Raw genomic sequence first — 26,326 nt, forward strand, 5'->3', positions numbered from 1 at the left:
GGGAGAACAACCATGCTCATATCGATCGTCGCACCCTGCTACAACGAGGAAGACGTCATCGAGCTCTTCCACGACCAGGTCCAGCGGGTCGCGGACCAACTGCTGCCGCTGGGCCACGACATGGAGTTCGTGTACGTCGACGACGGCAGCCGCGACCGCACGCTCGCGGCTCTGGAGCGGCTCGCCGGCCGGGACGCGCGCGTGCGGTACGTCTCCTTCAGCCGCAACTTCGGCAAGGAGGCGGCCCTGCTCGCCGGACTGCGCCACGCCTCCGGGGACTCCGTGGTCGTCATGGACTCGGACCTGCAGCATCCGCCCGAACTGATCGCGCGCATGCTGGAGTTGAGGGAGGACGGCTACGACCAGGTCATCGCCAGGCGCACCAGGACCGGCGACCGGATGACCCGCACCCTCACCGCCCGCCTCTACTACCGGCTCGTCAACCGCCTCGTCGACGTCGAACTCGTCGACGGTGTAGGCGACTTCAGGATGCTGTCGCGCCGCGTGGTGGACGCGATCGTGGACCTGAGCGAGTACAACCGCTTCTCCAAGGGCCTGTTCGCCTGGGTCGGCTTCCCGAGCACCACCTTCGAGTACGAGAACGCCGCCCGCGGGGCCGGCCGCAGCTCCTGGAGCTTCCGCGGCCTGCTCAACTACGGACTCGACGGGCTGCTCTCCTTCAACAACCGGCCGCTGCGCGCCGCCCTGCATCTGGGCATGGTCCTGCTGACGATCGCCGGCCTGTACACCGCGTGGATCGTCGGCGCCGCGCTCGTCAACGGGGTCCAGACCCCCGGCTACGTCACGATCATCACCGCCGTCACCGGTGTCGCCGGAGTACAGATGATCATGCTCGGGGTCATCGGGGAGTACACCGGCCGCATCTACTACGAGGTCAAACGGCGCCCGCACTTCCTGGTGAAGGCGACCAACGTGGACCGGGCGAAGGACCTCATTCCCTGATGGCCGGGCAGACGAACAGGCAGCTGTTCACCTTCGCCGTGATCGGTGTCCTCAACACCGGCACGTATTACGCCGCCTACCTCCCGCTCCTCACCCGAATGCCTTATCTCGTCGCCCATATTCTCGCGACCGCGATCAGCATGACCGGTTCCTTTTTCCTCAATGCGCGATTCACCTACCGCACACGCCCGACGCTGCGGAAATTCCTGCTGTTCCCCCTGACCAACGCGGCGAATTTCCTCATCACGACGGCGGGTGTCTACGTGCTGGTCGACCTGCTGCACTTCAGTAGCCGCTGGGCCCCCCTGCTCGCCTCCCTCGGGGCGATCCCGGTGACGTTCGTCGTGTCCCGAAGGATCATGCTCCCGAAGGCCGACCAAGCGCAGATTGCATAAACGTGCAGCGAAACGTATAGTCATGCCATCCAGAGGAGGGTGACATGACGGTACGTGTGGCAGTGGCCGGAGCGAGCGGATACGCGGGCGGAGAGCTCCTGCGTCTGCTCCTGGCGCACCCGGAGACCGAGATCGGGGCGCTGACCGGCAACTCCAACGCGGGTCAGCGGCTCGGCGCGCTCCAGCCGCACCTGCTGCCGCTGGCCGACCGGGTGCTCCAGGAGACCACCCCCGAGGTCCTCGCCGGGCAGGGCCGTCGGCATGATGTGGTCTTCCTCGCCCTGCCCCACGGCCAGTCCGCCGCCGTCGCCGAGCAGCTCGGCCCGGACGTGCTCGTGGTCGACATGGGCGCCGACTTCCGGCTCAAGGACGCGGCCGACTGGGAGCGGTTCTACGGCTCCGCACACGCCGGGACCTGGCCGTACGGCCTCCCCGAACTGCCGGGCGCCCGCGCCGCGCTGGAGGGGGCCAGGCGCATCGCGGTGCCCGGTTGCTACCCGACCGCCGCCACCCTGGCCCTCTTCCCGGCGTACGCCGCCGGGCTCGCGCGGAACGAGGCCGTGATCGTCGCCGCCTCCGGCACCTCCGGCGCCGGCAAGGCGCCCAAGCCGCACCTGCTGGGCAGCGAGGTCATGGGGTCCATGACGCCGTACGGCGTCGGCGGCGGTCACCGGCACACGCCCGAGATGATCCAGAACCTCAGCGGGGTGGCCGGTGAGAGCGTGACCGTCTCCTTCACGCCGACCCTCGCGCCGATGCCCCGCGGCATCCTCGCCACCTGCAGCGCGAAGGCCGTCGCGGGCGTGACGGCGGAGTCCGTGCGCGCCGCCTACGAGAAGGCCTACGCCGACGAGCCCTTCGTCCACCTGCTCCCCGAGGGCCAGTGGCCCGCCACGGCGTCCGTCTACGGTTCCAACGCCGTTCAGGTGCAGGTCGCGTACGACGAGGCGGCGGGCCGCATCATCGCGATCAGCGCCATCGACAACCTCACCAAGGGCACCGCGGGCGGTGCCGTCCAGAGCATGAACCTCGCCATCGGGCTCGACGAGTCCACCGGGCTGACGACGATCGGAGTTGCGCCGTGAGCGTGACGGCAGCAAAGGGATTCACGGCCGCGGGCATCGCCGCCGGGATCAAGGAGAGCGGCAACCCGGACCTGGCCCTCGTGGTCAACACCGGGCCCCGCCGCGCCGCCGCCGGCGTCTTCACCTCCAACCGTGTGAAGGCCGCGCCGGTGCTGTGGTCCGAGCAGGTCCTCAAGGGCGGCCAGGTCTCCGCGGTCGTCCTCAACTCCGGTGGCGCCAACGCCTGTACGGGCCCCAAGGGCTTCCAGGACACGCACGCGACCGCCGAGAAGGCCGCCGAGGTCCTCGGCCGCGCCCCGATCGAGGTCGCCGTCTGCTCCACCGGACTCATCGGCGTGCTGCTCCCGATGGACAAGCTGCTCCCGGGAGTCGAGACCGCCGCCGCCCAACTCTCCGAGCACGGCGGTGAGAAGGCCGCCATCGCGATCAAGACCACCGACACCGTCCACAAGACGTCCGTCGTGACGAAGGACGGCTGGACCGTCGGCGGCATGGCCAAGGGCGCGGGCATGCTCGCCCCCGGCCTCGCCACCATGCTGGTCGTCCTCACCACGGACGCGGCCGTGGGGAGCGACGTACTGGACCGGGCGCTGCGGGCCGCCACCAAGGTCACCTTCGACCGGGTCGACTCCGACGGCTGCATGTCCACCAACGACACCGTGTTGCTGCTGGCCTCCGGCGCCTCCGAAGTGACGCCCGGGTACGCGGAGTTCGCGGACGCCGTACGGCAGGTCTGCGACGACCTCGGCCAGCAGCTGATCCGGGACGCCGAGGGCGCCAGCAAGGACATCAAGGTCGAGGTGGTGGGCGCCGCGAGCGAGGACGACGCCGTCGAGGTCGGCCGCTCCATCGCCCGCAACAACCTCCTCAAGTGCGCGATCCACGGCGAGGACCCCAACTGGGGCCGCGTGCTCTCCGCCATCGGCACGACCCGGGCCGCCTTCGAGCCCGACCGGCTGAACGTCGCGATCAACGGCGTCTGGGTCTGCAAGAACGGCGGCGTCGGCGAGGACCGGGACAGGGTCGACATGCGCTATCGAGAGGTGCACATCGTCGCCGACCTCGCCGCCGGGTCCGAGACCGCCACGATCTGGACCAACGACCTCACCGCCGACTACGTCCACGAGAACAGCGCCTACTCCTCATGAGCATCACGCGAAAGCACACCGCGCTCCCCAAGGCCCAGATCCTCATCGAGGCGCTGCCCTGGCTGGTCAAGCACAACGGAAAGACGGTCGTCATCAAGTTCGGCGGCAACGCCATGATCGACGAGGACCTGAAGGCCGCGTTCGCCCAGGACGTCGTCTTCCTGCACCACGCCGGCCTCAAGCCGGTCGTCGTGCACGGCGGCGGCCCACAGATCAGCGCCGCCCTCGACAAGCACGGCATCGTCAGCGAGTTCAAGGCCGGCCTGCGGGTCACCACCGAGGACGCCATGGACGTCGTACGGATGGTGCTGGCCGGGCAGGTGCAGCGCGAGCTGGTCAACCTGCTCAACGAACACGGGCCGCTGGCCGTGGGCTTGACGGGCGAGGACGCGCACACCATCAGTGCCACCAAGCACCAGCCCGAGATCGACGGCGAGTTGGTCGACATCGGGCGGGTGGGCGAGATCACCGCGATCGACACGGGCGCGATCGAGGCCCTGCTCGCCGACGGCCGGATCCCGGTCGTCTCCTCCATCGCCCGCAGTCAGGACGACGGACATGTCTACAACGTCAATGCTGATACGGCGGCTGCGGCACTCGCTGCTGCGCTGGGCGCCGAGACGCTCATGGTCCTCACGGACGTCGAGGGCCTTTACGAGGACTGGCCCGACAGTGACGAGGTGATCAGCCGCCTCACCGCTTCCCAGCTGGAGAAGCTGCTGCCGGACCTGAGTTCCGGCATGGTGCCGAAGATGGAGGGCTGCCTGAACGCCGTGCGGGGCGGCGTCCACACCGCCCGCGTCATCGACGGCCGGGTCCAGCACTCGATCCTGCTGGAGATCTTCACCGACGAGGGCATCGGCACGATGGTCGTGCCCGACGAGCAGACGGGGGACGCCGTATGACCGCCAATCAGGAGTTCGCCCAGCGGTGGCAGGGCGCGCTCATGAACAACTACGGCACCCCGCTGCTGCCCCTGGTACGCGGCGCGGGCACCAAGGTGTGGGACGCCGACGGCAAGGAGTACCTCGACTTCGTCGGCGGCATCGCGGTCAACGCGCTCGGCCACGCCCACCCGGCGATCGTGGCGGCGGTGAGCGGGCAGATCGCCTCCCTCGGCCACATCTCCAACTTCTTCATGGCGGACCCGACGGTCACGCTCGCCGAGCGGCTGCTCCGGCTCTTCGGCCGCGAGGGCCGGGTCTTCTTCTGCAACTCCGGCGCCGAGGCGAACGAGGCCGCCTTCAAGATCGGCCGGCTCACCGGGCGGACGCACGTCGTGGCCACCCAGGACGCCTTCCACGGCCGCACGATGGGCGCCCTCGCGATGACCGGGCAGCAGGGCAAGCGGGAGCCGTTCCTGCCGCTGCCGGGCGAGGTCACGCATGTGCCGTTCGGTGACGCGCAGGCCCTCGCGGCCGCCGTCACCGAGGAGACCGCGCTGGTCATCCTGGAGCCGGTCCAGGGCGAGATCGGCGTCGTCCCGCCGCCGCCCGGCTACCTCAAGGCCGCCCGCGCGATCACCGCCGCGACCGGTGCGCTGCTCGTCCTCGACGAGGTGCAGACCGGTGTCGGCCGTACCGGGCACTGGTTCGAGTACCAGGCGCACGACGGCGTCCTGCCGGACGTCGTCACCCTCGCCAAGGGCCTCGGCGGCGGATTGCCGCTCGGCGCGACCGTCGCCTTCGGCCGGGCCGCCGAGCTGCTGCGGCCCGGGCATCACGGCACGACGTTCGGCGGCAACCCGGTCGCCTGCGCCGCCGGACTCGCCGTGCTCGACACCATCGAGAACGAGGGGCTGCTGGAGAACGTCAAGCGGCAGAGCGAGAAGTTGCGCGACGGGATCGAGTCCCTGGGCAACCCGTTGATCTCCCATGTCAGGGGGGCGGGCCTCCTCCTGGGTATCGTGCTCACCGAGCCCCTCGCGCCCCAGGTGCGCCAGGCGGCTCAGGAGGCCGGATTCCTGGTGAACGCGCCCGCGCCCGACGTCGTACGGCTGATGCCGCCGCTCAATCTCGGCGACGACGAGGTGGACACGTTCCTCCGGGCGCTGCCCGGCGTCCTGAACCAAGCACACGGGGACGGATCCAGAGAATGAGACGACGATGAGCCAGGCGCAGGACGACGCACAGCACGCCGGGCCTGCCGTGCCGCAGACCCGCACCGCACGCCACCGCCGGATCGTGGACATCCTCAACCGGCAACCGGTGCGCTCCCAGAGCCAGTTGGCGAAGCTGCTCGCCGACGACGGGCTGACCGTCACACAGGCGACGCTCTCCCGGGACCTGGACGAGCTCAACGCGGTGAAGATCCGCAACAACGACGGCGACCTCATCTACGCCGTCCCCAGCGAGGGCGGCTTCCGCACCCCGCGGGCCCCGCTCGGCGAGTCGGCGAAGGAGGAGCGGATGCGGCGGCTCTCCCAGGAGCTGCTGATCTCCGCGGAGGCCTCGGCGAACCTGGTGGTGCTGCGGACGCCCCCGGGTGCCGCGCAGTTCCTGGCGTCGGCCATCGACCAGGCCGAGCTCCAGGACATCCTCGGCACCATCGCGGGCGACGACACGCTGCTGCTCATCAGCCGGGAGCCCACCGGCGGCCAGGCGCTCGCGGAGCACCTGCTGCGGCTCGCGCAGAACGGCCACTGACACCGACGAGTCCGGGGCGCACGGTCACACCGTGCGCCCCGGACTCGCATGGGGGTTCCTCGCCGCCGGATCGCCACCCGGCAGGTCCTGTCCCGGCGGGCCTCAGCCCAGGCGGGCCGCCAGCCCTCCCGTGCAGCGGACCTCGTCACCCGCCGTGATCAGCAGCGCCTCCACGTCCGGGAGGGACTCCAGCCAGCGCAGCCCGTCCCGCGAACCCATCGCGAACGCGGCCGTCGCCCAGCAGTCCGCCCAGGTCAGCTCGGGGGCCACCACGGTCACCGCCACCAGGTCGGTCACCGCGGAGCGGCCGGTGCGCGGGTCGACGATGTGGGCGCCCCGCTCGGCGGTGCCGGACGTGGCCACCGCCAGCTCGTCGGCGCCCGCCGCGGACACCACCGCCGCGAGACCGCCCGGGCGCAGCGGGTCGGCCACCCCGACCCGCCAGGGCCGGTGGGGTTCGGGCGAGCCGAGCAGCTGCACGTCCCCGCCGCCGTTCATGCTCACACCGCACACCCCGGGCGTCGCCGCGAGGAGCCGCGCCGCGTGCTCGGCGGCCCAGCCCTTGACGATGCCGGTCGGATCCAGCCGCCCCTCGTAGCGCATGCTGAACCAGCCGTCGCTCACCCGCTCGGCCTCGGCGCCCAGTTCCAGCACCTCGGCGACCTCGGGATCGCAGTCCTCGACGGTCAGTTCACCCCGGGAAAGACGGGAGAGCTGACTGTCGTCGCGGTACATGCTGAACACCTCGTTGACCCGGTGCAGTCGGGCGACCGCCTCCTCCAGCGCCGCCTGCACCGCACCGGGTTCCCCGCCGCGGACGTCGAAGGAGAAGACGGTCCCCATGACCTCCTCCGCATGACGCACCGCGGCGGGAGCTTCTGCCGATTCGGCCACCGTCTCAGCCACCGGCCTGATCCAGTGCCGACTGGAGCGACTGCTTGTACCCGGTGCTCGTGTACGTGGCACCGGACACCGAGTCGATCTTCGCGCTGCCCGCCGCCACCGCCTCCTGGTTGAGCTTGGGCACGGACAGGGCGGTCTTCTGGTCGCTGAGGCCGCCCTTGGGCGCCTGCACCGCGTCGGCCTTGGTGATCTTGCCGTTGGCGACGGTGATACGGACCTGGACGGGCCCGTAGTCGGTCTGGACGAGCTTGCCCGTGACGGTCTTGGCCTGGGCGGCGCCGCCGGAAGCCTGCGAAGAGCCGCTCCCGGAGCCGCCGGTGGACCCGCTGCCGGCGCTGCCGGAGGACCCGCCGCTCTTCGAGGATCCGCCGCTCTTCGAGGACCCGGCGCTCGCCTTCATCTTGTCGATCGCCGACTGCAGCGACTTCTTGTAGCCGGTGCTCGTGTACGTCGCACCGGACACCGAGTCGATCCGCGCGCTCTGCGCGGCGACCGCCTCCTGGTTGAGCTTGGGCACGGACAGGGCGGTCTTCTGGTCGCTGGTGCCGCCCTTGGGCGCCTGGACGGCGTCGGCCTTGGTGATCTTGCCGTTGGCGACGGTCAGGCGCACCTGGACATTGCCGTACTGCGTCTGGACCACGTTGCCGTCGACGGTGCCGGACCCGGCCGCGGCGGAACCGCCCTGCGGCGACTCCTGTGCGGCCGCGGTCTGCTGCGGTGCCGCGCCGGCCGCCGCGGCGCTGGGGTCGGACGCCGGTTTCAGCGACAGCAGCAGTACGACGCCCGACACGGTGGCCGCGGTGGCCAGCACGACACGTCGGATGGGGTGACTCTTCCTCATCGCTTCTCAGGCTCCTGAAGTCCCGTCGCTCACATCTCGAACGACTCGTGATGGATGCGGCGGGCGGGCACTCCCGCGCCGCGCAGTGCTTCGTAGACGGACTGGGCGAACCCGGCCGGGCCGCACATGAACACGTCATGGTTGTCGATGTCGGGCAGTTTCTGCCGCAGCCGCTCCGCCGAGATGTCGGGGCGTTCCCCGTCCGGGCTGTTGACCGCGTACATCAGGCGGGCGCCGCGGTCGTCGGCGATGGCGGCGAGCTCGTCCCAGAGCGCAAGGTCCTGCGTGGTGTTGGCCCGGTAGAGCAGCGTGATGTCGCCGGACGCGCCGGGCAGCGTCTCGAACAGCGCCCGCATGGGGGTGATCCCGACGCCGCCGGCGACCAGCAGCACCTTGCCGCGGCTGCGCCGCTGGGCGGTCATCGCGCCGTACGGGCCCTCGGCCCACACCTTGGTGCCGGGCCTCAGCTCGCGCAGCCGGGCGCTGTGGTCGCCGATCGCCTTCACGGTGATCCGCAGCATGTCGGGGCGGGGCGCCGCCGACAGCGAGTACGGGTGGGAGCTGAACCGCATGCCCGGCGCCATGAACCGCCACCGGAAGAACTGCCCCGCCTCGGCCCCCATTCGGTGCAGCTTCCGCCCGCTGATCAGCACGGACACGATGCCGGGTGTCTCCTCGACGACCGCCTCGACCCGCATGCGGTGCCGCATGTTGAGCCGGATCGGGGTGAGGATGCGGTACCAGATCACCAGCGCGGTGACGACGCCGTAGAGGGCATACCAGAAGGTCTTCGCCATCGGCTCGACCGCGAAGTCGTTGCCGGTGGTGATCTGGTGCCAGAAGGTCAGGAACACCGCCCCGTACGTCAGCAGATGGACGTGGTACCAGGTGTCGTACCCCATCCGGCGGCGGACCGGGCCGATCGAGGTCAGCCCGATGAGCACGAACAGACCCGTGCCGATGGCCGCCTTGCCCATGTCCGGCAGCTGGTTGATGGAGTCGATCGTCTGCTGCACGATGTCGCCGAGCGACTTGCCGGCCTGGAGCGCGTAGCCCCACATGGTGAGGAAGACGTGCGCGGTGATGAGGCTGAGCGTGTAGCGGCCGCTCATCGAGTGCCAGCGCGCCACCCGGTCGGAGCCGACGCGCCGCTCCAGCGCGGGCACGCGCGCCATCTGCAGCACCACGAGCGCCATCATGTAGCCGGCGAGCAGACCGGTGATCCGGCCCGCGTTGAGGATCTTTCCGTTCTCGTCGGCGATGGACGGCGTGTTGTGCCACCACAGCCACAGCACACCGACCGCGCCGGCACCTACGGCCAGCAGCAGGACGGTCGCCGGGGAGCGGCGCGGACGGATGCGGCGCATCGTCTGGCGGCGGGCGGCGCGGCCGCCTGCGAGCGTGGTGGTCACTGTTCCTCCGGGGCGGGGGCAAGGGGGGTGGGCGTGGTCCCTTGGCCCTGAGATACGTGCCACGACGCCCGTGCGTTCAGCCGCGTGCCGAGTCCAGTGCCGACTGAAGTGACTGGCGGTAACCGTCACTTGTGTACGTGGCGCCCGACACGGTGTCGATGTTCGCGCTCTGGGCCTGGAGGGCCTCGCTGCGCAGCCGCGGCAGGGCGAAGCTGTTGATCTCCTGGTCCCGGGGGTTGTCCGTCGGGTAGCTGACGGCGGTCACCTCGGTCAGCTTCCCGTTCTTGACGGTGATACGGACCTGGACGGGACCCCAGCGGGTCTGGACCGTGTCGCCGGTGACGGTCTTCGTGCCGGTGACGGAGCCCCCGGACGTGCCCGTGCCCGTGCTCGAACTGCTGGAGGGCGCGGGCACAGCCAGGCCCACAGCCGGTGTCGAGTGCGGCTTCAGCGACAGCAGCAGCACCATCCCGGAGACGGTGGCGGCACTCGCCAGCACGATCCGGCGCAGCGGGCGGTTCTTCTTCAACGCGTGCACTTCTACGGCCTCGCAGCTCTCAGAGTTCGAACGACTCGTGGTGGATACGGCGGTCCGGGACCCCGGCGGCGCGCAGCGCCTCGTACAGCTCGCGGGCGAACCCGTGCGGCCCGCAGATGTACACGTCGTGGCCGGCCAGGTCCGGGAAGGTCGCGCGCAGGGACCGGGCGGTGAGGCTGGGGCGCCGCCCGTCCGCCCCGTTCAGGGCGTAGAGCACCTTGGCGCCGCGCCAGCGCGCGATGGCCTCCAACTCCCCGCCCAGGGCGAGGTCCTCGGCCGTGCGCGCCCGGTAGAGCAGCGTGACCTCGCCGGGCAGCGTCTCGAACAGGGCCCGCAGCGGGGTGATGCCGACGCCGCCCGCGATCAGCAGCGACTTCGGGGCGGTCTGCCGGTCCGCGGTCAGCGAGCCGTACGGGCCCTCCGCCCACACGCGCGTGCCGGGCCGCAGCAGGGAGATGGCCGCGCTGTGGTCGCCGAGCGCCTTGACCGTGATCCGCAGCAGGTCCTGCCGCGGCGGTGCCGACAGGGAGTACGGCGTCGATGTCCAGCCCAGGCCCTCGCCGAAGAACCGCCAGCGGAAGAACTGACCGGCCTGCACGTCGAGTTCGTCCAGCCGGTGGCCGCGTACGACGACCGAGAACACGCCCGGCGCCTCCCTGTGCACCGACTCGACCCGCAGCCGGTGCCGCAGGTTCAGCCGCACCGGCTCCAGGGCCCGGAACCACACCACCAGGGCCGCGACACCGAAGTAGAGCGCGTACCAGGCGGCCGTGGCGACGGCGTGGCCGTTGAACTCGTTGCCCAGCGTCAGCTGGTGGAAGAAGGCGAGGAAGACGGCGAGGTAGGTGAGCAGGTGGACGTAGTACCAGAACTCGTGGCTGATGCGGCGGCGCGCGGCCCGGGCCGAGGTGATGCCGACCGCGAACAGGATCAGCGTGCCGAAGGTCGCCTTCAGCATGTCGGGGTAGTCCAGGACCACCGTGACGGTCTCGTGCCAGAGCGAGGCGCGGTCCTGGGCGGCGTACCCGAGGAGGATCAGCACGATGTGCGCCACCAGCAGGCAGACGGTGTAACGGCCGGCCATCGCGTGCCAGCGGGCCACCCGGTCGGAGCCGATGCGCCGCTCCAGCAGCGGCACCCGCGCCATCAGGCCGACCAGCACCGCGCAGGCGTACCCGCACAGCAGGCCCGCGAGCCGCCCCGCCCCGGTCAGCCAGCCGGCCGCGCCGACCACCGACGTGGTGTCCGCCCACCACAGGGTGACCACGGCGGCCGCGCCGGCCCACAGCAGCGCCAGCACGGCTCCCGCGGGGGAGCGGCGCGCCGCCGGCGCCACGGCCGGTGCCGCGCGTCGCTCGTACACGGTGGTCATATGTGCGTCCTTTCGCCTGTTCCGGACGCAACTGTGCCGGGCGAACCTCTCAGCGACCTCTGAACCGGACCCTTCCGAGTCGACTCAGAGGAAACTCAGAGCGTCGACCGTCGCCCACCGCCCTCGCGAGGGGCGATGCTGATAGGGCGATGAACACCACCCGCTCCGGCCGCCCCGCCCTGACCCGCCCCGACGGCACGCCCCTGCGCGTCCTCGTCGTCGACGACGACCCGGACCTCGCGGAGGTGCTCTGCGGCGCCCTGCGCTACGAGGGCTGGCGCGTGCACACGGCCGGCGACGGAGCCTCCGCCCTCACCGAGGCGAGGGAGCTGATGCCGGACGCGGTCGTCCTGGACGTGATGCTCCCGGACACCGACGGCTTCTCCGTGCTGCGCTCCCTGCACACCGTGAAACCGGACGTCTGCGTACTGTTCCTGACCGCACGGGACGCGGTGGAGGACCGGATCGCGGGCATCACCGCGGGCGGCGACGACTACGTCACCAAGCCCTTCAGCCTGGAGGAGGTCGTCGCCCGGGTCCGCGGACTGCTGCGCCGCGCCGGCATGGCCCGGCAGCAGGAGGAGGGGCCCCTGCTGATCGTGGGCGACCTCGTCATGGACGAGGAGGCCCGCGAGGTGACCCGGGCGGGCGTGCTGATCGAGCTGTCCCCGACCGAGTTCGAGCTGCTCCGCTTCCTGATGCGCAACCCCCGCCGGGTCCTCAGCAAGACGCAGATCCTCGACCGGGTGTGGTCCTACGACTTCGGCGGCCGCGCCCACGTGGTCGAGCTGTACATCTCGTATCTGCGCAAGAAGGTGGACGCGGGCCGGGAGCCGATGATCCACACGGTGCGCGGCGCCGGGTACGTCCTCAAGCCGGTGAGTCCATGAGCCTCCTGCGGCGCCTGCCGCGCCCGCGCACGCTGCGGGCCCGGCTCACCGTCGGCCTGGTGGTGCTGCTGGCGATCAGCTGTGCCGCGGTCGGTCTCGCCGCCGTGTTCGAGCTGAACGGCTTCCTCACCAGTCGGCTCGACCAGCAGGTGGCCCAGACCGGGCCCCGGTTCGCGGCGAGCCTGGAACACGGCGGCCCGCTGCCCGACGACCACGACGGCGACGAGCGCGGCGACGACCGCCGACAGGCCCTCGGCACCCTCGGCGCGCGGGTGGCCGACGGCACCGTCACCAACGCGGCGGTCGTGCGCCGCGCCGGCGTGGTGAACATCCTGGGCTCCCTCACCGACCGGGACAAGGAGCAGCTGCTCGCGGTCCCGGCCGACGGCAGGGGCCACAGCGTCGAACTCTCCGCCGTGGACGGCTACCGGGTGCTCGCCCGCCAGGGCCTCGACGGCGACATCCTGCTCACCGGGCTGCCCCTGGAGCCGGTGCAAGCCGCCGTCCACCGTCTCGAACTGGTCGCCGGGATCGTCTTCGGCGCCGCCCTCACGCTCACCGGCGTCGCGGGCGCGCTGTGGGTGCGCCTGTCGCTCAGGCCGCTCAGCCGGGTCGCGGCGACCGCCACGCGGGTCAGCGAACTCCCGCTGGCCAGCGGCGAGGTGGCCCTGCCGCCGCGCGCCCCGGAGTCCGATCCGCGCAGCGAGGTGGGCCGGGTCGCCGGGGCCTTCAACCGGATGCTGGGCCATGTCGAGGACGCGCTGACGAAACGGCACGCGAGCGAGGAGCGGCTGCGCAGCTTCGCCGCCGACGCCAGCCACGAGCTGCGCACGCCGGTCGCCACCGTGCGGGGGCACGCGGAGCTCGCCCTGCTGCACCCGGGCCCCGTGCCGCCGCAGATCACCCACGCCCTGGAACGCATCGCCGCCGAGTCGGGCCGCATGGGCGCGATGGTCGACGACCTGCTGCTGCTGGCCCGCCTGGACGCCGGACGCCCCCTCGAACGTCTCGCCGTCGACCTGACCCGGCTGGTCCTCGACGCCGTCTCCGACGCCCGGGCCACGGGCCCCGACCACCGCTGGGCCCTGGAACTGCCGGAGGAACCGGTCACCGTCACCGGCGACGAGCACCGCCTCCACCAGGTGCTGGCCAACCTGCTGGCCAACGCACGCGCGCACACACCGGCCGGCACCAAGGTCACGGTGTCCCTGGAGACCGAGGGCACCACGGCCGTCCTGACGGTGCACGACGACGGCCCGGGCGTCCCCGAGGACATCCGGCCCGGCGTCTTCGAGCGCTTCACCCGGGTCGACCGCCGCCGCTCCGACGCCCCCGGCGCCGGAGCGGGTCTCGGCCTGTCGATCGTGGCGGCCGTGGTGGAGGCCCACGCGGGGAGTGTCGCGCTGGAGAGCCGGCCGGGTTCGACCACGTTCACCGTGCGGCTCAGTACCGCGTGATCGCCGTACGTCCGCCCGTCGTCCCGATCGCGATGTGCGGGCCGCGTCCCGGGCGCGCCCAGGTGAGGATCCGCCGCATCGCATCGGCCGGCACGGACACACAACCGGCCGTCGCCCCACGCCCGTTGACGTGCAGGAAGATCCCGGCTCCGCGACCGCGCACCCGCGAGTGGTAGTTGAAGCCGATGAGGAGCGCGTACGCGTACTGCGTCGGGTACGCGACCAGGTGCTCCGACTCGGACGCCCGGCAGTCGGCCGGACGCGGCTCGGTCCAGCGGTTGTAGGAGTGCGAGGCGTTGTCCTCGCACCACCACGAACTCTGCCGCACCGGACGGTACGTGTAGACCGTCCCGGTGGGTGCGGCCTTGACGCCGAAGGCGAAGGGCAGGTCGTACAGACCGGTGGGCGTGGTGCTGGTGTTCTGCTTGCGGGACGCGCCCTCGACCAGTCCCTTGGCCCCGAACCGGGCGGCCGCAGAACCGGCCTTCACCCAGCTCCGGCCCCGCCGGTCCCACCAGGTGACCGTGCCGGTCGTCGAGCGTGTCCCGGCCGCCACGGCGGTGATCAGCTGCGTGCCGCCCCCGCTGTCGGTCATGCGCGCGGGCAGCGGCGGGCTCGCGGCGGGAGCGGCCGGCGCGGCCGGCGCGGCGCCGATCAGCAGGGCGGAGGCGGACACCAGGGCAGCCGCGGCCAGAGCGGTTCGCATGGCTCAGACCGTAGACGGCGGCAGCGGCAACGGCAGCCCGGGTAGGCCGTCCAGGCTCGTGGCGACGTGCTCCTTCCGGGCGAAGTACTCGCCGAGCGAGACGTCGTCCTCGCGCGCGAAGCGCCTGGCGTGCAGGTCGCGGTCCTCGTCGTACGTCATGAAGGGCACCGCGTAACCGCAGGTGTCGCGGATGAGGTCCGCCGTCACGACGACGATCGCGCGCAGCCCGTGCCGGAAGCCGTCGATGTCCGGGAAACGGGTGAGCAGTTCCTTGAAGCGCGGGTCGTCACGGAAGACCGGCTCGCCGTGGCCGTGCACGCGCACGATGTTCGGCGGCCCCTGGAAGGCGCACCACATCAGCGTGATGCGGCCGTTCTCCCGCAGATGCGCGATCGTCTCCGCGTTGGACCCGGCGAAGTCCAGGTAGGCCACGGTGTGTTCGTCGAGCACCGCGAAGGAGCCCTTGAGGCCCTTGGGGGAGAGGTTGACCGTGCCGTCGCCGGACAGGGGCGCGGTCGCGGTGAAGAAGAGGGGCTGCTCCTCGATGAAGGTCCGCAGCCTGCCGTCGATGCCCTCGTATGTTTTTCCCACGCTTCATGATTATGCGCGCAGGTCTTTCGTTTGTCTAAGGAATTGCGTCGTCCGCGGGGCGGCCTCCTGCCGTGGCCACCCCGGCCGGCGCTGAATCGGGGCGGCCACAGCGCCTGTCACCTCACTTGGTGAGCGTGCAGGCGGCCAGGGAGTCGAGGCCGGCGGGCTTATCGGCGGTGCGGCCGATGGCGGTCGCGATGCGGTCGACGGTCGACTTCCGCTTGTCGGCGAGCGGGCCGAGGATGGCGTTCTGCACGAAGTTGGGTCCGCCCTGGCCGACGGTGGCCGCGAGGCGCTTGTTGGCCTCGTCGACCTGGGTGTTGAGCAGGGCGAGGTTGCGGTCGACCTCCGCCTGGGCGGACGCGGGGATCGCCGGGAGCTGCGAGGCGACGTCCGGGCAGGTGATGGTGCCGGCGCCGGTGTTCGCGGCCGCCCCCGGGGCGTCATCGGCGCCGTCCGAGGCCGTCGCGCTCGGTGCGGCACTGGCCTGCTCGCCCGTCCCGGCCGCGTCGCCTCCGCCCGCCTGGCCGCCCGTGCCGGCGGCGGAACCGCCGGCGTCGAGAGTGCACGGCGCGAGCGCGTCCAGGCCGGTGGGCTTCGCGGCGGTACGGCCGATCGCGGTGGCGATGCGGTTGACGGTGGCGATCCGCTTGTCCTCCAGCGGGCCGAGGATGGCGTTCTGCACGAAGTTGGGTCCGCCCTGGCCGACGGTGGCCGCGAGGCGCTTGTTCGCCTCGTCGACCTGGGTGTTGAGCAGGGCGAGGTTGCGGTCGACCTCTGCCTTCGCGGAGGCCGGGATCGCCGGGAGCTTCGAGGCGACGTCCGGGCACGTGATCGTGCCGGGGGACGCGGCCAGGGTCCGGGCGCCGTTCCCGTCGGCCTTGGACGGCGTACCGGCGAGGGCGGTGCCGGCGATCACCGCGCCGGACAGCGCCACCGCGGCGGCGCCGCCGATGACCGCCACGCGACGCTTCTTGTACTTCGGAAGAGCCCTGGACATGCGGAGCCTCACTCGGGTCTGGAGTGACGGGGTGTCACTGCTGTGGCCGGTGTGTACAAACGCGGCGCCTGCGTTCTTGCGAGAGGTACGAGAAAGCGGTTGCTGGTGTTCAAGCGCCTTCGAGATTGACGAATCATGCAGAGCTCTGCATACTCATGCATGTCAGTGAATTGCGGTACGAGGAGAAACCCGTGACCGAGCGCGTCGTACTCGCCTACTCAGGCGGTCTGGACACCTCCGTCGCCATCGGCTGGATCGCCGAGGAGACGGGCGCCGAGGTCATCGCTGTCGCGGTCGACGTCGGCCAGGGCGGCGAGGACCTGGACGTCATCCGCAAGCGCGCCCTCGCCTGCGGCGCCGTGGCGGCCGAAGTGGCCGACGCCAAGGACGAGTTCGCCGAGGGGTACTGCCTCCCGGCGATCAAGGCCAACGCCCTCTACATGGACCGCTATCCGCTGGTCTCCGCGCTCTCCCGGCCGACGATCGTCCAGCACCTCGTCGCCGCCGCGGAGAAGCACGGCGCCACCACCGTCGCCCACGGCTGCACCGGCAAGGGCAACGACCAGGTCCGCTTCGAGGCCGGCATCGCCGCCCTCGCCCCCGGCCTCACGTGCATCGCCCCGGTCCGCGACTACGCGATGACCCGCGACAAGGCGATCGCCTTCTGCGAGGACAGGCAGCTCCCGATCGCGACGACCAGGAAGTCCCCGTACTCCATCGACCAGAACGTCTTCGGGCGCGCCGTCGAGACGGGCTTCCTGGAGGACATCTGGAACGCGCCGATCGAGGACGTCTACGAGTACACCTCGAACCCGGCCGCGCCGCGCGAGGCCGACGAGGTCGTCATCACCTTCGAGCAGGGCGCACCGGTCGCGATCGACGGCAGCCCCGTCACCGTCCTGCAGGCCATCCAGCAGCTCAACGAGCGCGCCGGCGCCCAGGGCGTCGGCCGGATCGACATGGTCGAGGACCGGCTCGTGGGCATCAAGTCCCGCGAGGTGTACGAGGCCCCGGGCGCGATCGCGCTGATCACGGCCCACCAGGAGCTGGAGAACGTCACGGTCGAACGCGAACTCGCCCGCTACAAGCGGCAGGTGGAACAGCGCTGGGGCGAACTCGTCTACGACGGCCAGTGGTTCTCCCCGCTCAAGCGGGCCCTGGACGGCTTCATCAGCGAGGCCAACCAGCACGTGAGCGGGGACATCCGGATGACGCTGCACGGCGGCCGCGCGGTCGTCACCGGCCGGCGCTCCGGGACGTCGCTCTACGACTTCGGCCTCGCCACGTACGACACCGGCGACACCTTCGACCAGTCCGCCGCCAAGGGCTTCATCGACATCTACAGTCTGTCGTCGAGGATCGCGGCGCAGCGCCAATCGTGGTCGCAGCCCGACGCGAGCCGGCCCAAGACCCTCGCCTGACATCCTGGTCAGACACCGACAATCCTCCCTAGGAGCAACGCAAGTGAGCAGCAACAGCGGTGACGTACGGCTCTGGGGCGGCCGTTTCGCCGACGGTCCCGCCGAGGCCCTGGCGAAACTGTCCGCGTCCGTCCACTTCGACTGGCGGCTCGCGCCGTACGACATCGCCGGTTCCCGAGCCCACGCGCGCGTGCTGCACAGGGCGGGCCTGCTCACGGACGACGAGCTCCAGCGCATGATCGCCGGCCTTGACCAGCTCGAAGCCGATGTCGCCGACGGCTCCTTCGTGGGCACGATCGCCGACGAGGACGTCCACACCGCCCTGGAGCGGGGCCTGCTGGAGCGCCTCGGCCCCGACCTCGGTGGCAAGCTGCGCGCGGGCCGGTCGAGGAACGACCAGGTGGCGACCCTGTTCCGGATGTACCTGCGCGACCACGCCCGCACCGTCGGCGGCCTGATCGCCGAGCTCCAGGACGCGCTGATCGGCCTCGCCGAGGCTCACCCGGACGTGGCGATGCCCGGCCGCACCCACCTCCAGCACGCCCAGCCGGTGCTGTTCGCCCATCACGTCCTCGCCCATGTGCAGTCCCTCTCCCGGGACGCCGAGCGACTGCGCCAGTGGGACGAGCGCACCGCGGTGTCGCCGTACGGCTCGGGCGCCCTCGCGGGCTCCTCGCTCGGCCTGGACCCGGAGGCGGTCGCCAGGGACCTCGGCTTCGAGCGCGGCAGCTCCGGGAACTCCATCGACGGCACGGCCTCCCGCGACTTCGCCGCCGAGTTCGCCTTCGTCACCGCGATGATCGGCGTGAACCTCTCCCGCATCGCCGAGGAGGTCATCATCTGGAACACGAAGGAGTTCTCCTTCGTGACGCTGCACGACGCCTTCTCCACGGGCTCGTCGATCATGCCGCAGAAGAAGAACCCGGACATCGCGGAGCTGGCCCGGGGCAAGTCGGGCCGCCTCATCGGCAACCTGACCGGCCTGATGGCCACGCTCAAGGCCCTCCCGCTCGCGTACAACCGCGACCTCCAGGAGGACAAGGAGCCGGTCTTCGACTCCATCGACCAGCTGGAGGTGCTGCTCCCGGCCTTCACCGGCATGATGGCGACGCTCACCGTGCACCGCGAGCGCATGGAGGAGCTGGCCCCGGCCGGCTTCTCCCTCGCCACCGACATCGCCGAGTGGCTGGTCAAGCAGGGCGTTCCGTTCCGAGTCGCCCACGAGGTCGCGGGCGAGTGCGTCAAGGCCGCCGAGGCCGAGGGCAAGGAACTGGCGGACCTCACGGACGACCAGTTCGCCAAGATCTCCGCCCACCTCACCCCCGAGGTCCGCACCGTCCTGAACGTCCCGGGCGCCCTGGCCTCCCGCAACGGCCGCGGCGGCACGGCCCCGAGCGCGGTCGCGATCCAGCTGGCCGAGGTGAAGTCGGACGTGGCGGCCCAGCACGCCTGGGCGACGGCCAGGAAGGGCTGAGCGGCAGGGTTCGTCCTGGCCTCGCGGGGAACTGACGCGACGAGCCACGACGAACCCGCACCCGCCGAGGAGCCGGACTCGCCCGGGCTCCGAGGCGCCCCGCCATTGCCGAAGGTCATCGCGGGTACGTTGGTCGGAAGCCGTACCGGACCCGACCCGACGGAGCCCGCGATGCCCTTCGCCCGACTGGCAACAGCGACCACCCCCACCTGCCACATCGGCCTCGGCCTTGCCGCGATCGGCCGCCCCGGCTACATCAACCTGGGCCGCACCGAAGACCTCGGGGAGGACCGCAGCGTCGAGACACTGCGCACCCGCACCCACGAACTCCTCGACGCCGCCTACGTGCAGGGCGTCCGCTACTTCGACGTGGCCCGCTCCTACGGCCGCTCGGAGGAGTTCCTCGCCGACTGGCTGAACGCCCGCCCGAGCTTCGACGACATCGTCGTCGGCAGCAAGTGGGGCTACACCTACACCGCGAGCTGGACCACGGACGCCGAGCAGCACGAGGTCAAGGAACACACCCTCCCGACGTACGAGCGCCAGCGCGCCGAGACCGCCGAACTGCTCGGCGACCATCTGGACCTCTACCAGATCCACTCGGTGACCCCGGACAGCCCGGCCCTGACCGACAAGGAACTCCACGCCAGGCTCGCGGAGGCCGCCGCCCAGGGCACGACCATCGGCTTCTCCACCAGCGGTCCGGCCCAGGCGGACGCCATCCGCGCGGCCCTCGCCGTGACGGTCGACGGCGAGCCCCTCTTCCGCACCGTCCAGTCGACGTACAACGTCCTGGAGACCTCGGCCGCCCACGCCCTCGCCGAGGCGCACGACGCCGGGCTCACGGTGATCGTCAAGGAGGGCATGGCCAACGGCCGCCTCGCGGACGCCCACGCTCCCGACGTCCTGAAGGCCGTGGCGGCGGAGACGTCTCTGGGCTGCGACGCCGTGGCCCTCGCCCTGATCCTGCGCCGCCCCTGGGCCGGCGTCGTCCTCTCCGGCGCCGCCACGGTCAACCAGCTCTCCTCCAACCTGCACGCGGCGGTCGTGGACCTGGACGACGACCAGCTGGAACGGCTCGCGACGCTGGCGGAGGAGCCGGCGGCGTACTGGGAGCGGCGCAGCCGCCTGCCCTGGCACTGAGCAGACCGAGACGGTCGACTCGCTGAGACGCGCGCGCCCAGGATGAGACATCAGTGTCTCATGTGGGCTATGGTTCTCTCATGCCTGTCGACCGTGATCACGTACTGCGCACCGCCGCGGCCCTGCTGACCCGCAAGGCCACCGCGACCATGGACGAGGTCGCCAAGGCGTCCGGGATCAGCCGCGCCACGCTGCACCGGCAGTTCGCCGGACGCGACGCGCTCGTACGGGCGCTGGAGTCGCTCGGCATCGCCGAGTGCGAGGCGGCGCTCGACACGGCCCGGATCGAGGAGGGGCCGGCCGCCGACGCCGTGCGCCGGCTGGTACGCGAGATCGAGCCGTCCGCCGGCCTGCTGGCCTTCCTCTACACCGAGAACCAGCTGTTCGAGGGCGCGGAGCAGAACGCGGGCTGGGCCAGGATCGACGACCGTGTCGCTGCCCTGTTCCGGCGCGGACAGGCAGCCGGCGAGTTCCGCATCGACCTCAGCCCGGCCTGGCTGACCGAGGCGCTGTACGGCCTGCTGGCCTCGGCCGCCTGGGCCGTGGCCGAAGGCCGCGTGGCCCCCAAGGACTTCACCCACATGATCGTCGAGCTGCTGCTCGGCGGCGCGCTACGGAGAGAGGAATCATGACCAGCACCCTGCAGCCGGCGACCCCGACCGAGGCGGTGAAGCGCCCGGGCCGCTGGCTCGCGCTCTCCGTCCTCGTGCTCGCCGTGCTGCTGGTGGCCGTCGACGCGACCGTCCTCGGTCTCGCGACCCCCTACATCAGCGAGGACCTGAGGCCCTCCGGCACCCAGCTCCTCTGGATCGGCGACGTCTACTCCTTCGTCATCGCCGGACTGCTCGTCACCATGGGCAGCCTCGGCGACCGCATCGGGCGCAAGCGGATCCTGCTCGGCGGCGCCACCGCGTTCGGCGCGATATCGGTCCTCAACGCCTATGCGTCGACACCGGAGTCGTTGATCCTGGCCCGCGCCCTGCTCGGCGTCGCGGGCGCGACCCTCATGCCCGCCACCCTCGCCCTGATCCGCAACCTCTTCCACGACCCGCGCGAGCGCAGCCTCGCGGTCGGCATCTGGGGCGCGACGGCCTCCGCGGGCACGGCCGTCGGCCCGATCGTCGGCGGCTTCCTGCTGGAGCACTTCTGGTGGGGCTCGGTCTTCCTGATCAACCTGCCCGTGATGGCGGTCCTGGTCCTCGTCGGCATCAGGCTGCTGCCCGAGTCGAAGAACCCGAACCCCGGCCCCTGGGACCTGATCAGCGTCGTACTGTCGCTGGTCGGCATGATCGCCGTCGTCTACGCGGTCAAGGAGGCGGCGACGCACGGCTTCTCGTGGGACGCGCTGGGTGCGGGCCTGCTGGCCGGGCCGGCCCTGTACTGGTTCGTCCGCCGCCAACTGACGCTCCCCGCACCGCTGCTGGACATGCGGCTGTTCCGCAACCGCGGCTTCAGCGGCGCCGTCCTGGCCGACCTGCTGACCATCCTCGGCCTCTCGGGCCTGGTCTTCTTCCTCTCCCAGTACCTGCAACTCGTCCAGGGCAGGCGCCCGTTCGAGGCGGGCCTGGCCGAACTGCCCGCAGCCGTGGGCGCGGTGGCGGCGGGCCTGGTCGCGGGCCGTACCGCGCGCCGCTTCTCGGTCCGCGCGGTGGTCTCGGGTGGCCTGGCGGCGGTGGCCCTGGCCCTCGCCTCCCTGACCCTGATCGGCGAGTCGACGGGCTACCCCCTGCTCGGCGCCGCCCTGCTGGTCGTGGGAGTGGGCGCCGGCTTCTCCTTCACGGTGACCGCCGACGTCATCCTGTCCTCCGTACCGAAGGAGCAGGCGGGCGCGGCCTCCGCCGTGTCGGAGACGGCGTACGAACTCGGCGCGGCCCTCGGCATCGCACTCCTCGGCACGATCGTCACGGGCATCTACCGCGGCTTCACGGCCCCGGCAGGCACGCCGGCGGGAGCGCACGAGTCGCTGGGCGGCGCGGTGGAGGCGGCGGCGGGAATGCCGACGGCGGCGGGCCAGGAACTTCTGACCTCGGCCCGGGAGGCATTCGTCGACGGCCTGAGCATGGCGTCAGGGGTGGGCGCGGCGGTCCTGCTGGCGACAGCGGGGGCGGCCTGGTACCTGCTCCGCGGGCAACGCCTTTAGGTCTTGAGTCTTTTGGGGGCGCGGGGAACTGCGCGAGCAACCACACCGTACCCGCGCCCGAAGTCCTGCCGAACCGTCGGAGACCTACGCGGCCTTCGCCTTGGTCGCATACATGTCCACGTACTCCTGCCCCGACAACCGCATGACCTCGGTCATCACGGAGTCGGTCACGGCCCGCAGAACATAGCGGTCCCGGTCCATCCCCTCGTACCGGGAGAACTCCATGGCCTCGCCGAAACGAACCGTCACCTTGGCCGGCCGGGGCAGCCCCGCACCGCCCGGCTGAATCCGATCCGTGCCGATCATGGCGAACGGCACCACAGGCGCCCCCGTCATGAGGGTGAGCCGGGCGATACCCGTGCGCCCCCGGTACAGCCGTCCGTCGGGCGACCGCGTGCCCTCGGGGTAGATACCGAACACCCGGCCCTCGTCCAGCACACGGCGGCCGGTCATGAGGGCTGCGACGCCGCCCTTGCCTCCGTCGCGGTCGACCGGGATCATGCCGACGCCGGTGAAGAACCACGCCATCAGGCGGCCCTTGAGGCCCTTGCCGGTGACGTACTCGTCCTTGCCGATGAAGAAGACCTGACGGTCGCAGACCAGGGGCAGGATCATCGAGTCGATGAACGTCACGTGGTTGCCGGCCAGGATGACCGGACCGTCACCCGGGATGTGCTCGGCGCCTTCCACCTGTGGGCGGAACATCAGGCGCATGATCGGTCCGAGCACTGCCTTGATGAGCGCGAAGCGGGACAACGGGCCCTCCGGTGTCAAGGGATTCGGTATGAGTCTGTGCAGGTGAGGACGATACTCGCGGTCCCCGGTGACTTGCACATCGGGTTCACCCAGCTCTTACGTACTGTTGATGCGCGTTTACCTGGGGTGATCTCCCGGTGCCCGCCGGTAACCGGCCCGACATGATGTGACCGAGATCGCATACGTCCAGGTCAGGCCCTTTCCCGGGGTTCTCATGCGTCATCCCGGGTCACCCGCGTGTTCCGGCCAAGGTCTCCCTTCGGTCATGTCCACGCCCCTACGATCGGCGCGCATCGACACGACCGACGATTCAGGGGAGGCGTTCATGGGATCGCAGGACGACCAGGCGGATGGCACCGGGCGGCGTGCGCTCCTCGGCGCGGCGGTACTGGGCGCGGGCGGAGCCGTCCTCGGCCTGTCCGGTACGGCGAGAGCTGCAGGCCGGGCCGGAGGCGGCGGGCTGAAGAGCCTGCCCAAGCCGACGATCATCGGCCACCGCGGTGCCGCCGGCTACCGCCCCGAGCACACCTTCGGCTCCTACGAGCTGGCCCTCGACCTCGGCGCCGACATCGTCGAGGCCGGGGACCTGTGCCCCACCAAGGACGGCCATCTGGTCTGCCGGCACGAGCCGGAGATCGGCGGCACCACGAACGTCGCCGACCACCCCGAGTTCGCCGGACGGAAGACCACCAAGGTGCTGGACGGCGTCTCCACCACCGGCTGGTTCACCGAGGACTTCACGCTGGCCGAGCTGAAGACGCTGCGAGCGGTCGAGCGCATTCCGGCCAACCGCCCGCACAACACGCTCTACAACGGCCGCTGGGAGATCCCCACCTTCGAGGAAGTCCTGAAATGGCAGGACGAGCAGACCCGTAAGCGCGGCAAGCAGGTCTGGATCTACCCGGAGACCAAGCACCCCACCTACTTCCGCAAGCTGGGCCTCGGCCTCGAGGAGCGGGTCGCCAAGCTGCTGCGCAAGCACGGCAAGGACAGGCGGAACTCGCCGGTCATCCTGCAGTCCTTCGAACCGACCAGCATCCAGCGGCTGAACACGCTCGTGGACAACCCGCTCGTCGTCCTGCTGTCCACCGCGGACAGCCGCCCCTGGGACTTCGTCGAGACGGGCGACCCGCGCACCGTCGCGGACCTGATCACCCCCAAGGGCCTGCGGGAGATCGCCGGTTACGCGCAGGGCATCGGCCCGACCCTCGACCTGGTCATCACGAAGAACGCCGACGGCAGCCTCGGCGACCGGACCACGCTCGTCGCGGACGCGCACAAGGTCGGGCTGATCCTGCACCCGTACACCATGCGCAACGAGAACCCCTTCCTGCCCAAGGAGTTCCGCAGGGGCAGCGACCCCGACGGGTACGGCGACGCCTTCGGCGCCTTCAGGACGTACTTCGCGACCGGCATCGACGGTGTCTTCACCGACAACGCGGACACCGGCGTGCTGGCCCGCGAGGACTTCGTCAACGGCTGAGCCCCCGGCCCCGGTTGGGGTGAACGGCGGCCGCCGGGGCAACCTCCTGCCCGGGCGGCCGCGTCGTGCTGCATATGACGCACGACCTCGTCGCGACCCTGCGCCCGCTGCTCACCGCCGAGGCCTCCGCCGAGGCACATGCCTCGGGGGCCGAGCAGGGCGACCTGGAACAGGCGGTCTGGCTCCGCCTCCTGGAGCACCTCGAGGCGGACGGCCCGCCCCGCGACCCGCACGGCTGGCTGCGCAGCGCCGTCCGCTCCGAGGCGCGCCGCAGCCGTCGTACGACCCACTTCGAGCAGCCCTACGGCATCGAGCCCGTCGAGGACCCGGGCCGCGGCCCCGAACACCTGGCCCTCGCCGCCGCCCGCCGCCGGGCCCTGCGCGAGGCGGTCCGCCGGCTGCCCGGCCGCTGCCCGCGGCTGCTGGAGGCGCTGCTGTCCCCGAAGGACCTGACATACCGGGAAATCGCGGGGGAGTTGGGTATCTCACAGGGAAGTCTCGGCCCGGAACGTTCCAGATGCCTGGGTTGTCTCCGTCGTTTGCTCACGCCGGAGGTTGCGACGCGCGAACCGTGGGGATAGGAGTGTTTACGACCGGCGATCAGGTGAGCGGGAGGCGTGCGCACATGGGCATGAGCGTGACCATCTCGGTGGCGACCGAGCAGGATGCGGAGCAGATCTTCAAGCTCCAGTACCTGTGCTTCCAGAGCGAGGCGGCGCTGTACGGCAACTACCGCATCGACCCGCTCGTGCAGAGCCTCGACTCGCTCCGTCAGGAGGTGGTCGCGGACTGCGTCTATGTCGCGCGGCTCGGCGAGGAGGTCGTCGGCTCGGTGCGCGGCCGGGTCACCGAGGACGGCTCCGCCTCCATCGGCAAGCTCTGCGTCCACCCCCGCCTGCAGGGCCACGGCATCGGCGCGCGGCTGCTGCGCGCGGCCGAGTCGGCGCTCGCGGAGGAGCGCGGCGCGAAGCTGTTCCGCCTGCACACCGGCCACCGCAGCGAGGGCAACCTGCGGCTGTACCGCAAGGTGGGCTACGAGGCGGTGGGCACCTCCCAGGGCAACGACGGGGTACCGATGATCGTCCTGGAGAAGGCGGCGGGGACGTACGCGGCTACGGCGTGACGGGCCGGCGCGACCTGCGCAGCCAGTACAGGGCCGACAGCGGCAGCAGCACGGGGATGAAGACGTACCCCATGCCGTAGTCGGACCAGACCGTCGCGTCCGGGAAGGCCGAGGGGTCGACCACCGTCCAGGTCCCGACGATCAGCACGCCCGCGAGTTCGGCGGCGCAGCACACCTGTGCCGCCTTGCGCGCCGTCTCGCCACCGCGCACCAGTGAGTACGTGATGAATCCGTAGACGACGCCGGCGACCGCGGACAGCGAGTACGCGAGCGGCGCCCGGTCGAACTCGGTCGCGATCTGGTACACGGAGCGCGACACGGCCCCGACGACCATCACGCCGTAGAACCAGACGAGCAGCATGCCCGGCCCGCTGATCAGGCGGGTCCTCGTCGGCTCCTGCTTCTCTTCCGTCACGGCCACCTCAGCCTCCCCAGATGTCATAGAGCCGCACCTCGAGCACGGCCAGCACCACGCCGCCGGCGGCGACCGTCACGGAGCCCCAACGGGTGCGCTCCGCAAGGGACATGAACCCCGCAGCCGGCACGCACGCGAAGGCACCCAGCAGATACGCCACGAAGATCGTCGTGCCCTGATCCGGCTTCTCGCCCCGAGCCAGCTGCACGATCCCGATCACCAGCTGCGCGAGGGCCAGCACCGACACCACGGCCATGCCGATGAAGTGCCAGTCCTTCGTCGGCTGGTCGCGGTAGGCGGCCCAGCCGCACCAGAGGGCGAGCAGCAGCGCGGCAACGCCGGTCACCAGCGTCAGGACATCAAACATGCCGTGACTTTATTACGGCGTAAAAGGCCCGAGGCCGTCGGCCCCGTCCCCCGCCGTA

Annotated in this window: 28 protein-coding genes; 17 read left to right on the plus strand and 11 right to left on the minus strand. The window is 71.1% G+C overall.

Going from position 1 to position 26,326, the window contains the following annotated elements; all coding sequences use genetic code 11:
* Positions 1–12: 12 nt before the first annotated feature.
* The 7 genes from ACIBN2_RS24235 to ACIBN2_RS24265 are packed head-to-tail and all read left to right on the plus strand — an operon-like array spanning position 13 to position 6,236.
* On the plus strand, positions 13–963 hold the full coding sequence (locus ACIBN2_RS24235) for a glycosyltransferase family 2 protein (protein WP_399137127.1): 951 nt from the start codon (positions 13–15) through the stop codon (positions 961–963).
* Entirely contained in the window at positions 963–1,358 is a 396-nt protein-coding gene (locus tag ACIBN2_RS24240; protein WP_399137129.1) for a GtrA family protein, read from the plus strand. The genes ACIBN2_RS24235 and ACIBN2_RS24240 overlap by 1 nt, the downstream gene beginning before the upstream one ends.
* Before the next feature lie 44 nt (positions 1,359–1,402).
* Positions 1,403–2,443 carry an N-acetyl-gamma-glutamyl-phosphate reductase gene (gene argC / locus ACIBN2_RS24245; RefSeq protein WP_399137130.1) on the plus strand — a complete coding sequence of 347 codons (1,041 nt, stop codon included), beginning with the start codon at positions 1,403–1,405 and terminating at the stop codon, positions 2,441–2,443.
* The gene (gene argJ, locus ACIBN2_RS24250) at positions 2,440–3,591 is read left to right on the plus strand and encodes a bifunctional glutamate N-acetyltransferase/amino-acid acetyltransferase ArgJ (protein WP_399137132.1); all 1,152 of its coding nucleotides are present in this window, start codon (positions 2,440–2,442) and stop codon (positions 3,589–3,591) included. The genes argC and argJ overlap by 4 nt, the downstream gene beginning before the upstream one ends.
* Positions 3,588–4,496, plus strand: a complete 909-nt coding sequence (gene argB / locus ACIBN2_RS24255; RefSeq protein ID WP_399137134.1) for an acetylglutamate kinase — start codon at positions 3,588–3,590, stop codon at positions 4,494–4,496. Before argJ ends, argB begins: the two co-directional genes overlap by 4 nt.
* A complete protein-coding gene (locus ACIBN2_RS24260; RefSeq protein ID WP_399137136.1) occupies positions 4,493–5,689 on the plus strand; it encodes an acetylornithine transaminase in 1,197 nt (398 codons plus the stop codon). The genes argB and ACIBN2_RS24260 overlap by 4 nt, the downstream gene beginning before the upstream one ends.
* A gap of 7 nt (positions 5,690–5,696) precedes the next feature.
* Positions 5,697–6,236: an arginine repressor gene (locus ACIBN2_RS24265; protein ID WP_393865141.1), complete on the plus strand. Its 540-nt coding sequence runs from the start codon at positions 5,697–5,699 to the stop codon at positions 6,234–6,236.
* Between the two features lie 102 nt (positions 6,237–6,338).
* Here the strand turns inward: ACIBN2_RS24265 and ACIBN2_RS24270 are convergent, their stop codons facing one another.
* The 5 genes from ACIBN2_RS24270 to ACIBN2_RS24290 form a co-directional block, all read right to left on the minus strand.
* Positions 6,339–7,079: an FAD:protein FMN transferase gene (locus ACIBN2_RS24270; RefSeq protein WP_399137462.1), complete on the minus strand. Its 741-nt coding sequence runs from the start codon at positions 7,077–7,079 to the stop codon at positions 6,339–6,341.
* A gap of 55 nt (positions 7,080–7,134) precedes the next feature.
* Positions 7,135–7,980 (minus strand): FMN-binding protein, encoded by an 846-nt coding sequence (locus ACIBN2_RS24275; protein ID WP_399137138.1) that lies wholly within the window; start codon positions 7,978–7,980, stop codon positions 7,135–7,137.
* 29 nt (positions 7,981–8,009) lie between these two features.
* Positions 8,010–9,392, minus strand: coding sequence for a ferric reductase-like transmembrane domain-containing protein (locus tag ACIBN2_RS24280; protein ID WP_399137139.1), 1,383 nt, complete (start codon positions 9,390–9,392; stop codon positions 8,010–8,012).
* Between the two features lie 76 nt (positions 9,393–9,468).
* Positions 9,469–9,930, minus strand: a complete 462-nt coding sequence (locus ACIBN2_RS24285; protein WP_399137141.1) for an FMN-binding protein — start codon at positions 9,928–9,930, stop codon at positions 9,469–9,471.
* Positions 9,931–9,949: 19 nt separating this feature from the next.
* The gene (locus tag ACIBN2_RS24290; RefSeq protein ID WP_399137143.1) at positions 9,950–11,302 is read right to left on the minus strand and encodes a ferric reductase-like transmembrane domain-containing protein; all 1,353 of its coding nucleotides are present in this window, start codon (positions 11,300–11,302) and stop codon (positions 9,950–9,952) included.
* A 149-nt stretch (positions 11,303–11,451) separates the two neighbouring features.
* Between ACIBN2_RS24290 and ACIBN2_RS24295 the strand changes: the two genes are divergently transcribed.
* On the plus strand, positions 11,452–12,192 hold the full coding sequence (locus ACIBN2_RS24295; RefSeq protein ID WP_399137145.1) for a response regulator transcription factor: 741 nt from the start codon (positions 11,452–11,454) through the stop codon (positions 12,190–12,192).
* Positions 12,189–13,649 carry a sensor histidine kinase gene (locus tag ACIBN2_RS24300; protein WP_399137146.1) on the plus strand — a complete coding sequence of 487 codons (1,461 nt, stop codon included), beginning with the start codon at positions 12,189–12,191 and terminating at the stop codon, positions 13,647–13,649. The genes ACIBN2_RS24295 and ACIBN2_RS24300 overlap by 4 nt, the downstream gene beginning before the upstream one ends.
* Here ACIBN2_RS24300 and ACIBN2_RS24305 read toward each other — a convergent pair.
* The 3 genes from ACIBN2_RS24305 to ACIBN2_RS24315 form a co-directional block, all read right to left on the minus strand.
* Positions 13,636–14,355 (minus strand): L,D-transpeptidase, encoded by a 720-nt coding sequence (locus ACIBN2_RS24305; RefSeq protein ID WP_399137147.1) that lies wholly within the window; start codon positions 14,353–14,355, stop codon positions 13,636–13,638. The two genes, ACIBN2_RS24300 and ACIBN2_RS24305, sit on opposite strands and share 14 nt — an antisense overlap.
* A gap of 3 nt (positions 14,356–14,358) precedes the next feature.
* The gene (locus tag ACIBN2_RS24310; RefSeq protein ID WP_399137149.1) at positions 14,359–14,946 is read right to left on the minus strand and encodes a pyridoxamine 5'-phosphate oxidase family protein; all 588 of its coding nucleotides are present in this window, start codon (positions 14,944–14,946) and stop codon (positions 14,359–14,361) included.
* A gap of 121 nt (positions 14,947–15,067) precedes the next feature.
* Positions 15,068–15,946: a hypothetical protein gene (locus ACIBN2_RS24315; protein ID WP_399137151.1), complete on the minus strand. Its 879-nt coding sequence runs from the start codon at positions 15,944–15,946 to the stop codon at positions 15,068–15,070.
* Between the two features lie 191 nt (positions 15,947–16,137).
* Here ACIBN2_RS24315 and ACIBN2_RS24320 point away from each other — a divergent pair, with 191 nt between their 5' ends.
* The 5 genes from ACIBN2_RS24320 to ACIBN2_RS24340 all read left to right on the plus strand — a co-directional run bounded on the left by ACIBN2_RS24320 (position 16,138) and on the right by ACIBN2_RS24340 (position 22,124).
* Positions 16,138–17,367, plus strand: a complete 1,230-nt coding sequence (locus ACIBN2_RS24320; RefSeq protein WP_399137153.1) for an argininosuccinate synthase — start codon at positions 16,138–16,140, stop codon at positions 17,365–17,367.
* Between the two features lie 43 nt (positions 17,368–17,410).
* Entirely contained in the window at positions 17,411–18,841 is a 1,431-nt protein-coding gene (argH, locus tag ACIBN2_RS24325) for an argininosuccinate lyase (protein ID WP_399137155.1), read from the plus strand.
* Positions 18,842–19,012: 171 nt separating this feature from the next.
* Entirely contained in the window at positions 19,013–19,984 is a 972-nt protein-coding gene (locus tag ACIBN2_RS24330; RefSeq protein ID WP_399137156.1) for an aldo/keto reductase, read from the plus strand.
* A gap of 80 nt (positions 19,985–20,064) precedes the next feature.
* Positions 20,065–20,616 carry a TetR/AcrR family transcriptional regulator gene (locus ACIBN2_RS24335; protein ID WP_399137158.1) on the plus strand — a complete coding sequence of 184 codons (552 nt, stop codon included), beginning with the start codon at positions 20,065–20,067 and terminating at the stop codon, positions 20,614–20,616.
* Positions 20,613–22,124, plus strand: coding sequence for an MFS transporter (locus tag ACIBN2_RS24340; RefSeq protein WP_399137160.1), 1,512 nt, complete (start codon positions 20,613–20,615; stop codon positions 22,122–22,124). The genes ACIBN2_RS24335 and ACIBN2_RS24340 overlap by 4 nt, the downstream gene beginning before the upstream one ends.
* Before the next feature lie 84 nt (positions 22,125–22,208).
* Here the strand turns inward: ACIBN2_RS24340 and ACIBN2_RS24345 are convergent, their stop codons facing one another.
* Complete coding sequence (locus ACIBN2_RS24345; RefSeq protein WP_399137162.1) at positions 22,209–22,880, minus strand: lysophospholipid acyltransferase family protein; 672 nt, start codon at positions 22,878–22,880, stop codon at positions 22,209–22,211.
* A gap of 325 nt (positions 22,881–23,205) precedes the next feature.
* On the opposite strand from ACIBN2_RS24345, the gene ACIBN2_RS24350 reads away from it, so the two are divergent.
* From ACIBN2_RS24350 to ACIBN2_RS24360, 3 genes are all read left to right on the plus strand, one after another.
* The gene (locus ACIBN2_RS24350; RefSeq protein WP_399137163.1) at positions 23,206–24,363 is read left to right on the plus strand and encodes a glycerophosphodiester phosphodiesterase; all 1,158 of its coding nucleotides are present in this window, start codon (positions 23,206–23,208) and stop codon (positions 24,361–24,363) included.
* Positions 24,364–24,437: 74 nt separating this feature from the next.
* Entirely contained in the window at positions 24,438–24,944 is a 507-nt protein-coding gene (locus ACIBN2_RS24355; RefSeq protein ID WP_399137165.1) for an RNA polymerase sigma factor, read from the plus strand.
* Positions 24,945–24,988: 44 nt separating this feature from the next.
* Positions 24,989–25,486, plus strand: coding sequence for a GNAT family N-acetyltransferase (locus tag ACIBN2_RS24360; RefSeq protein WP_399137167.1), 498 nt, complete (start codon positions 24,989–24,991; stop codon positions 25,484–25,486).
* On the opposite strand, the gene ACIBN2_RS24365 is transcribed toward ACIBN2_RS24360, so the two are convergent.
* Positions 25,476–25,928, minus strand: coding sequence for a hypothetical protein (locus ACIBN2_RS24365; protein WP_399137169.1), 453 nt, complete (start codon positions 25,926–25,928; stop codon positions 25,476–25,478). The genes ACIBN2_RS24360 and ACIBN2_RS24365 overlap by 11 nt on opposite strands.
* Positions 25,909–26,268, minus strand: a complete 360-nt coding sequence (locus ACIBN2_RS24370; RefSeq protein WP_399137171.1) for a hypothetical protein — start codon at positions 26,266–26,268, stop codon at positions 25,909–25,911. Before ACIBN2_RS24370 ends, ACIBN2_RS24365 begins: the two co-directional genes overlap by 20 nt.
* Positions 26,269–26,326: the final 58 nt, after the last annotated feature.

The organism is Streptomyces sp. NPDC050534, from assembly GCF_044457745.1.
GTDB lineage: Bacteria > Actinomycetota > Actinomycetes > Streptomycetales > Streptomycetaceae > Streptomyces.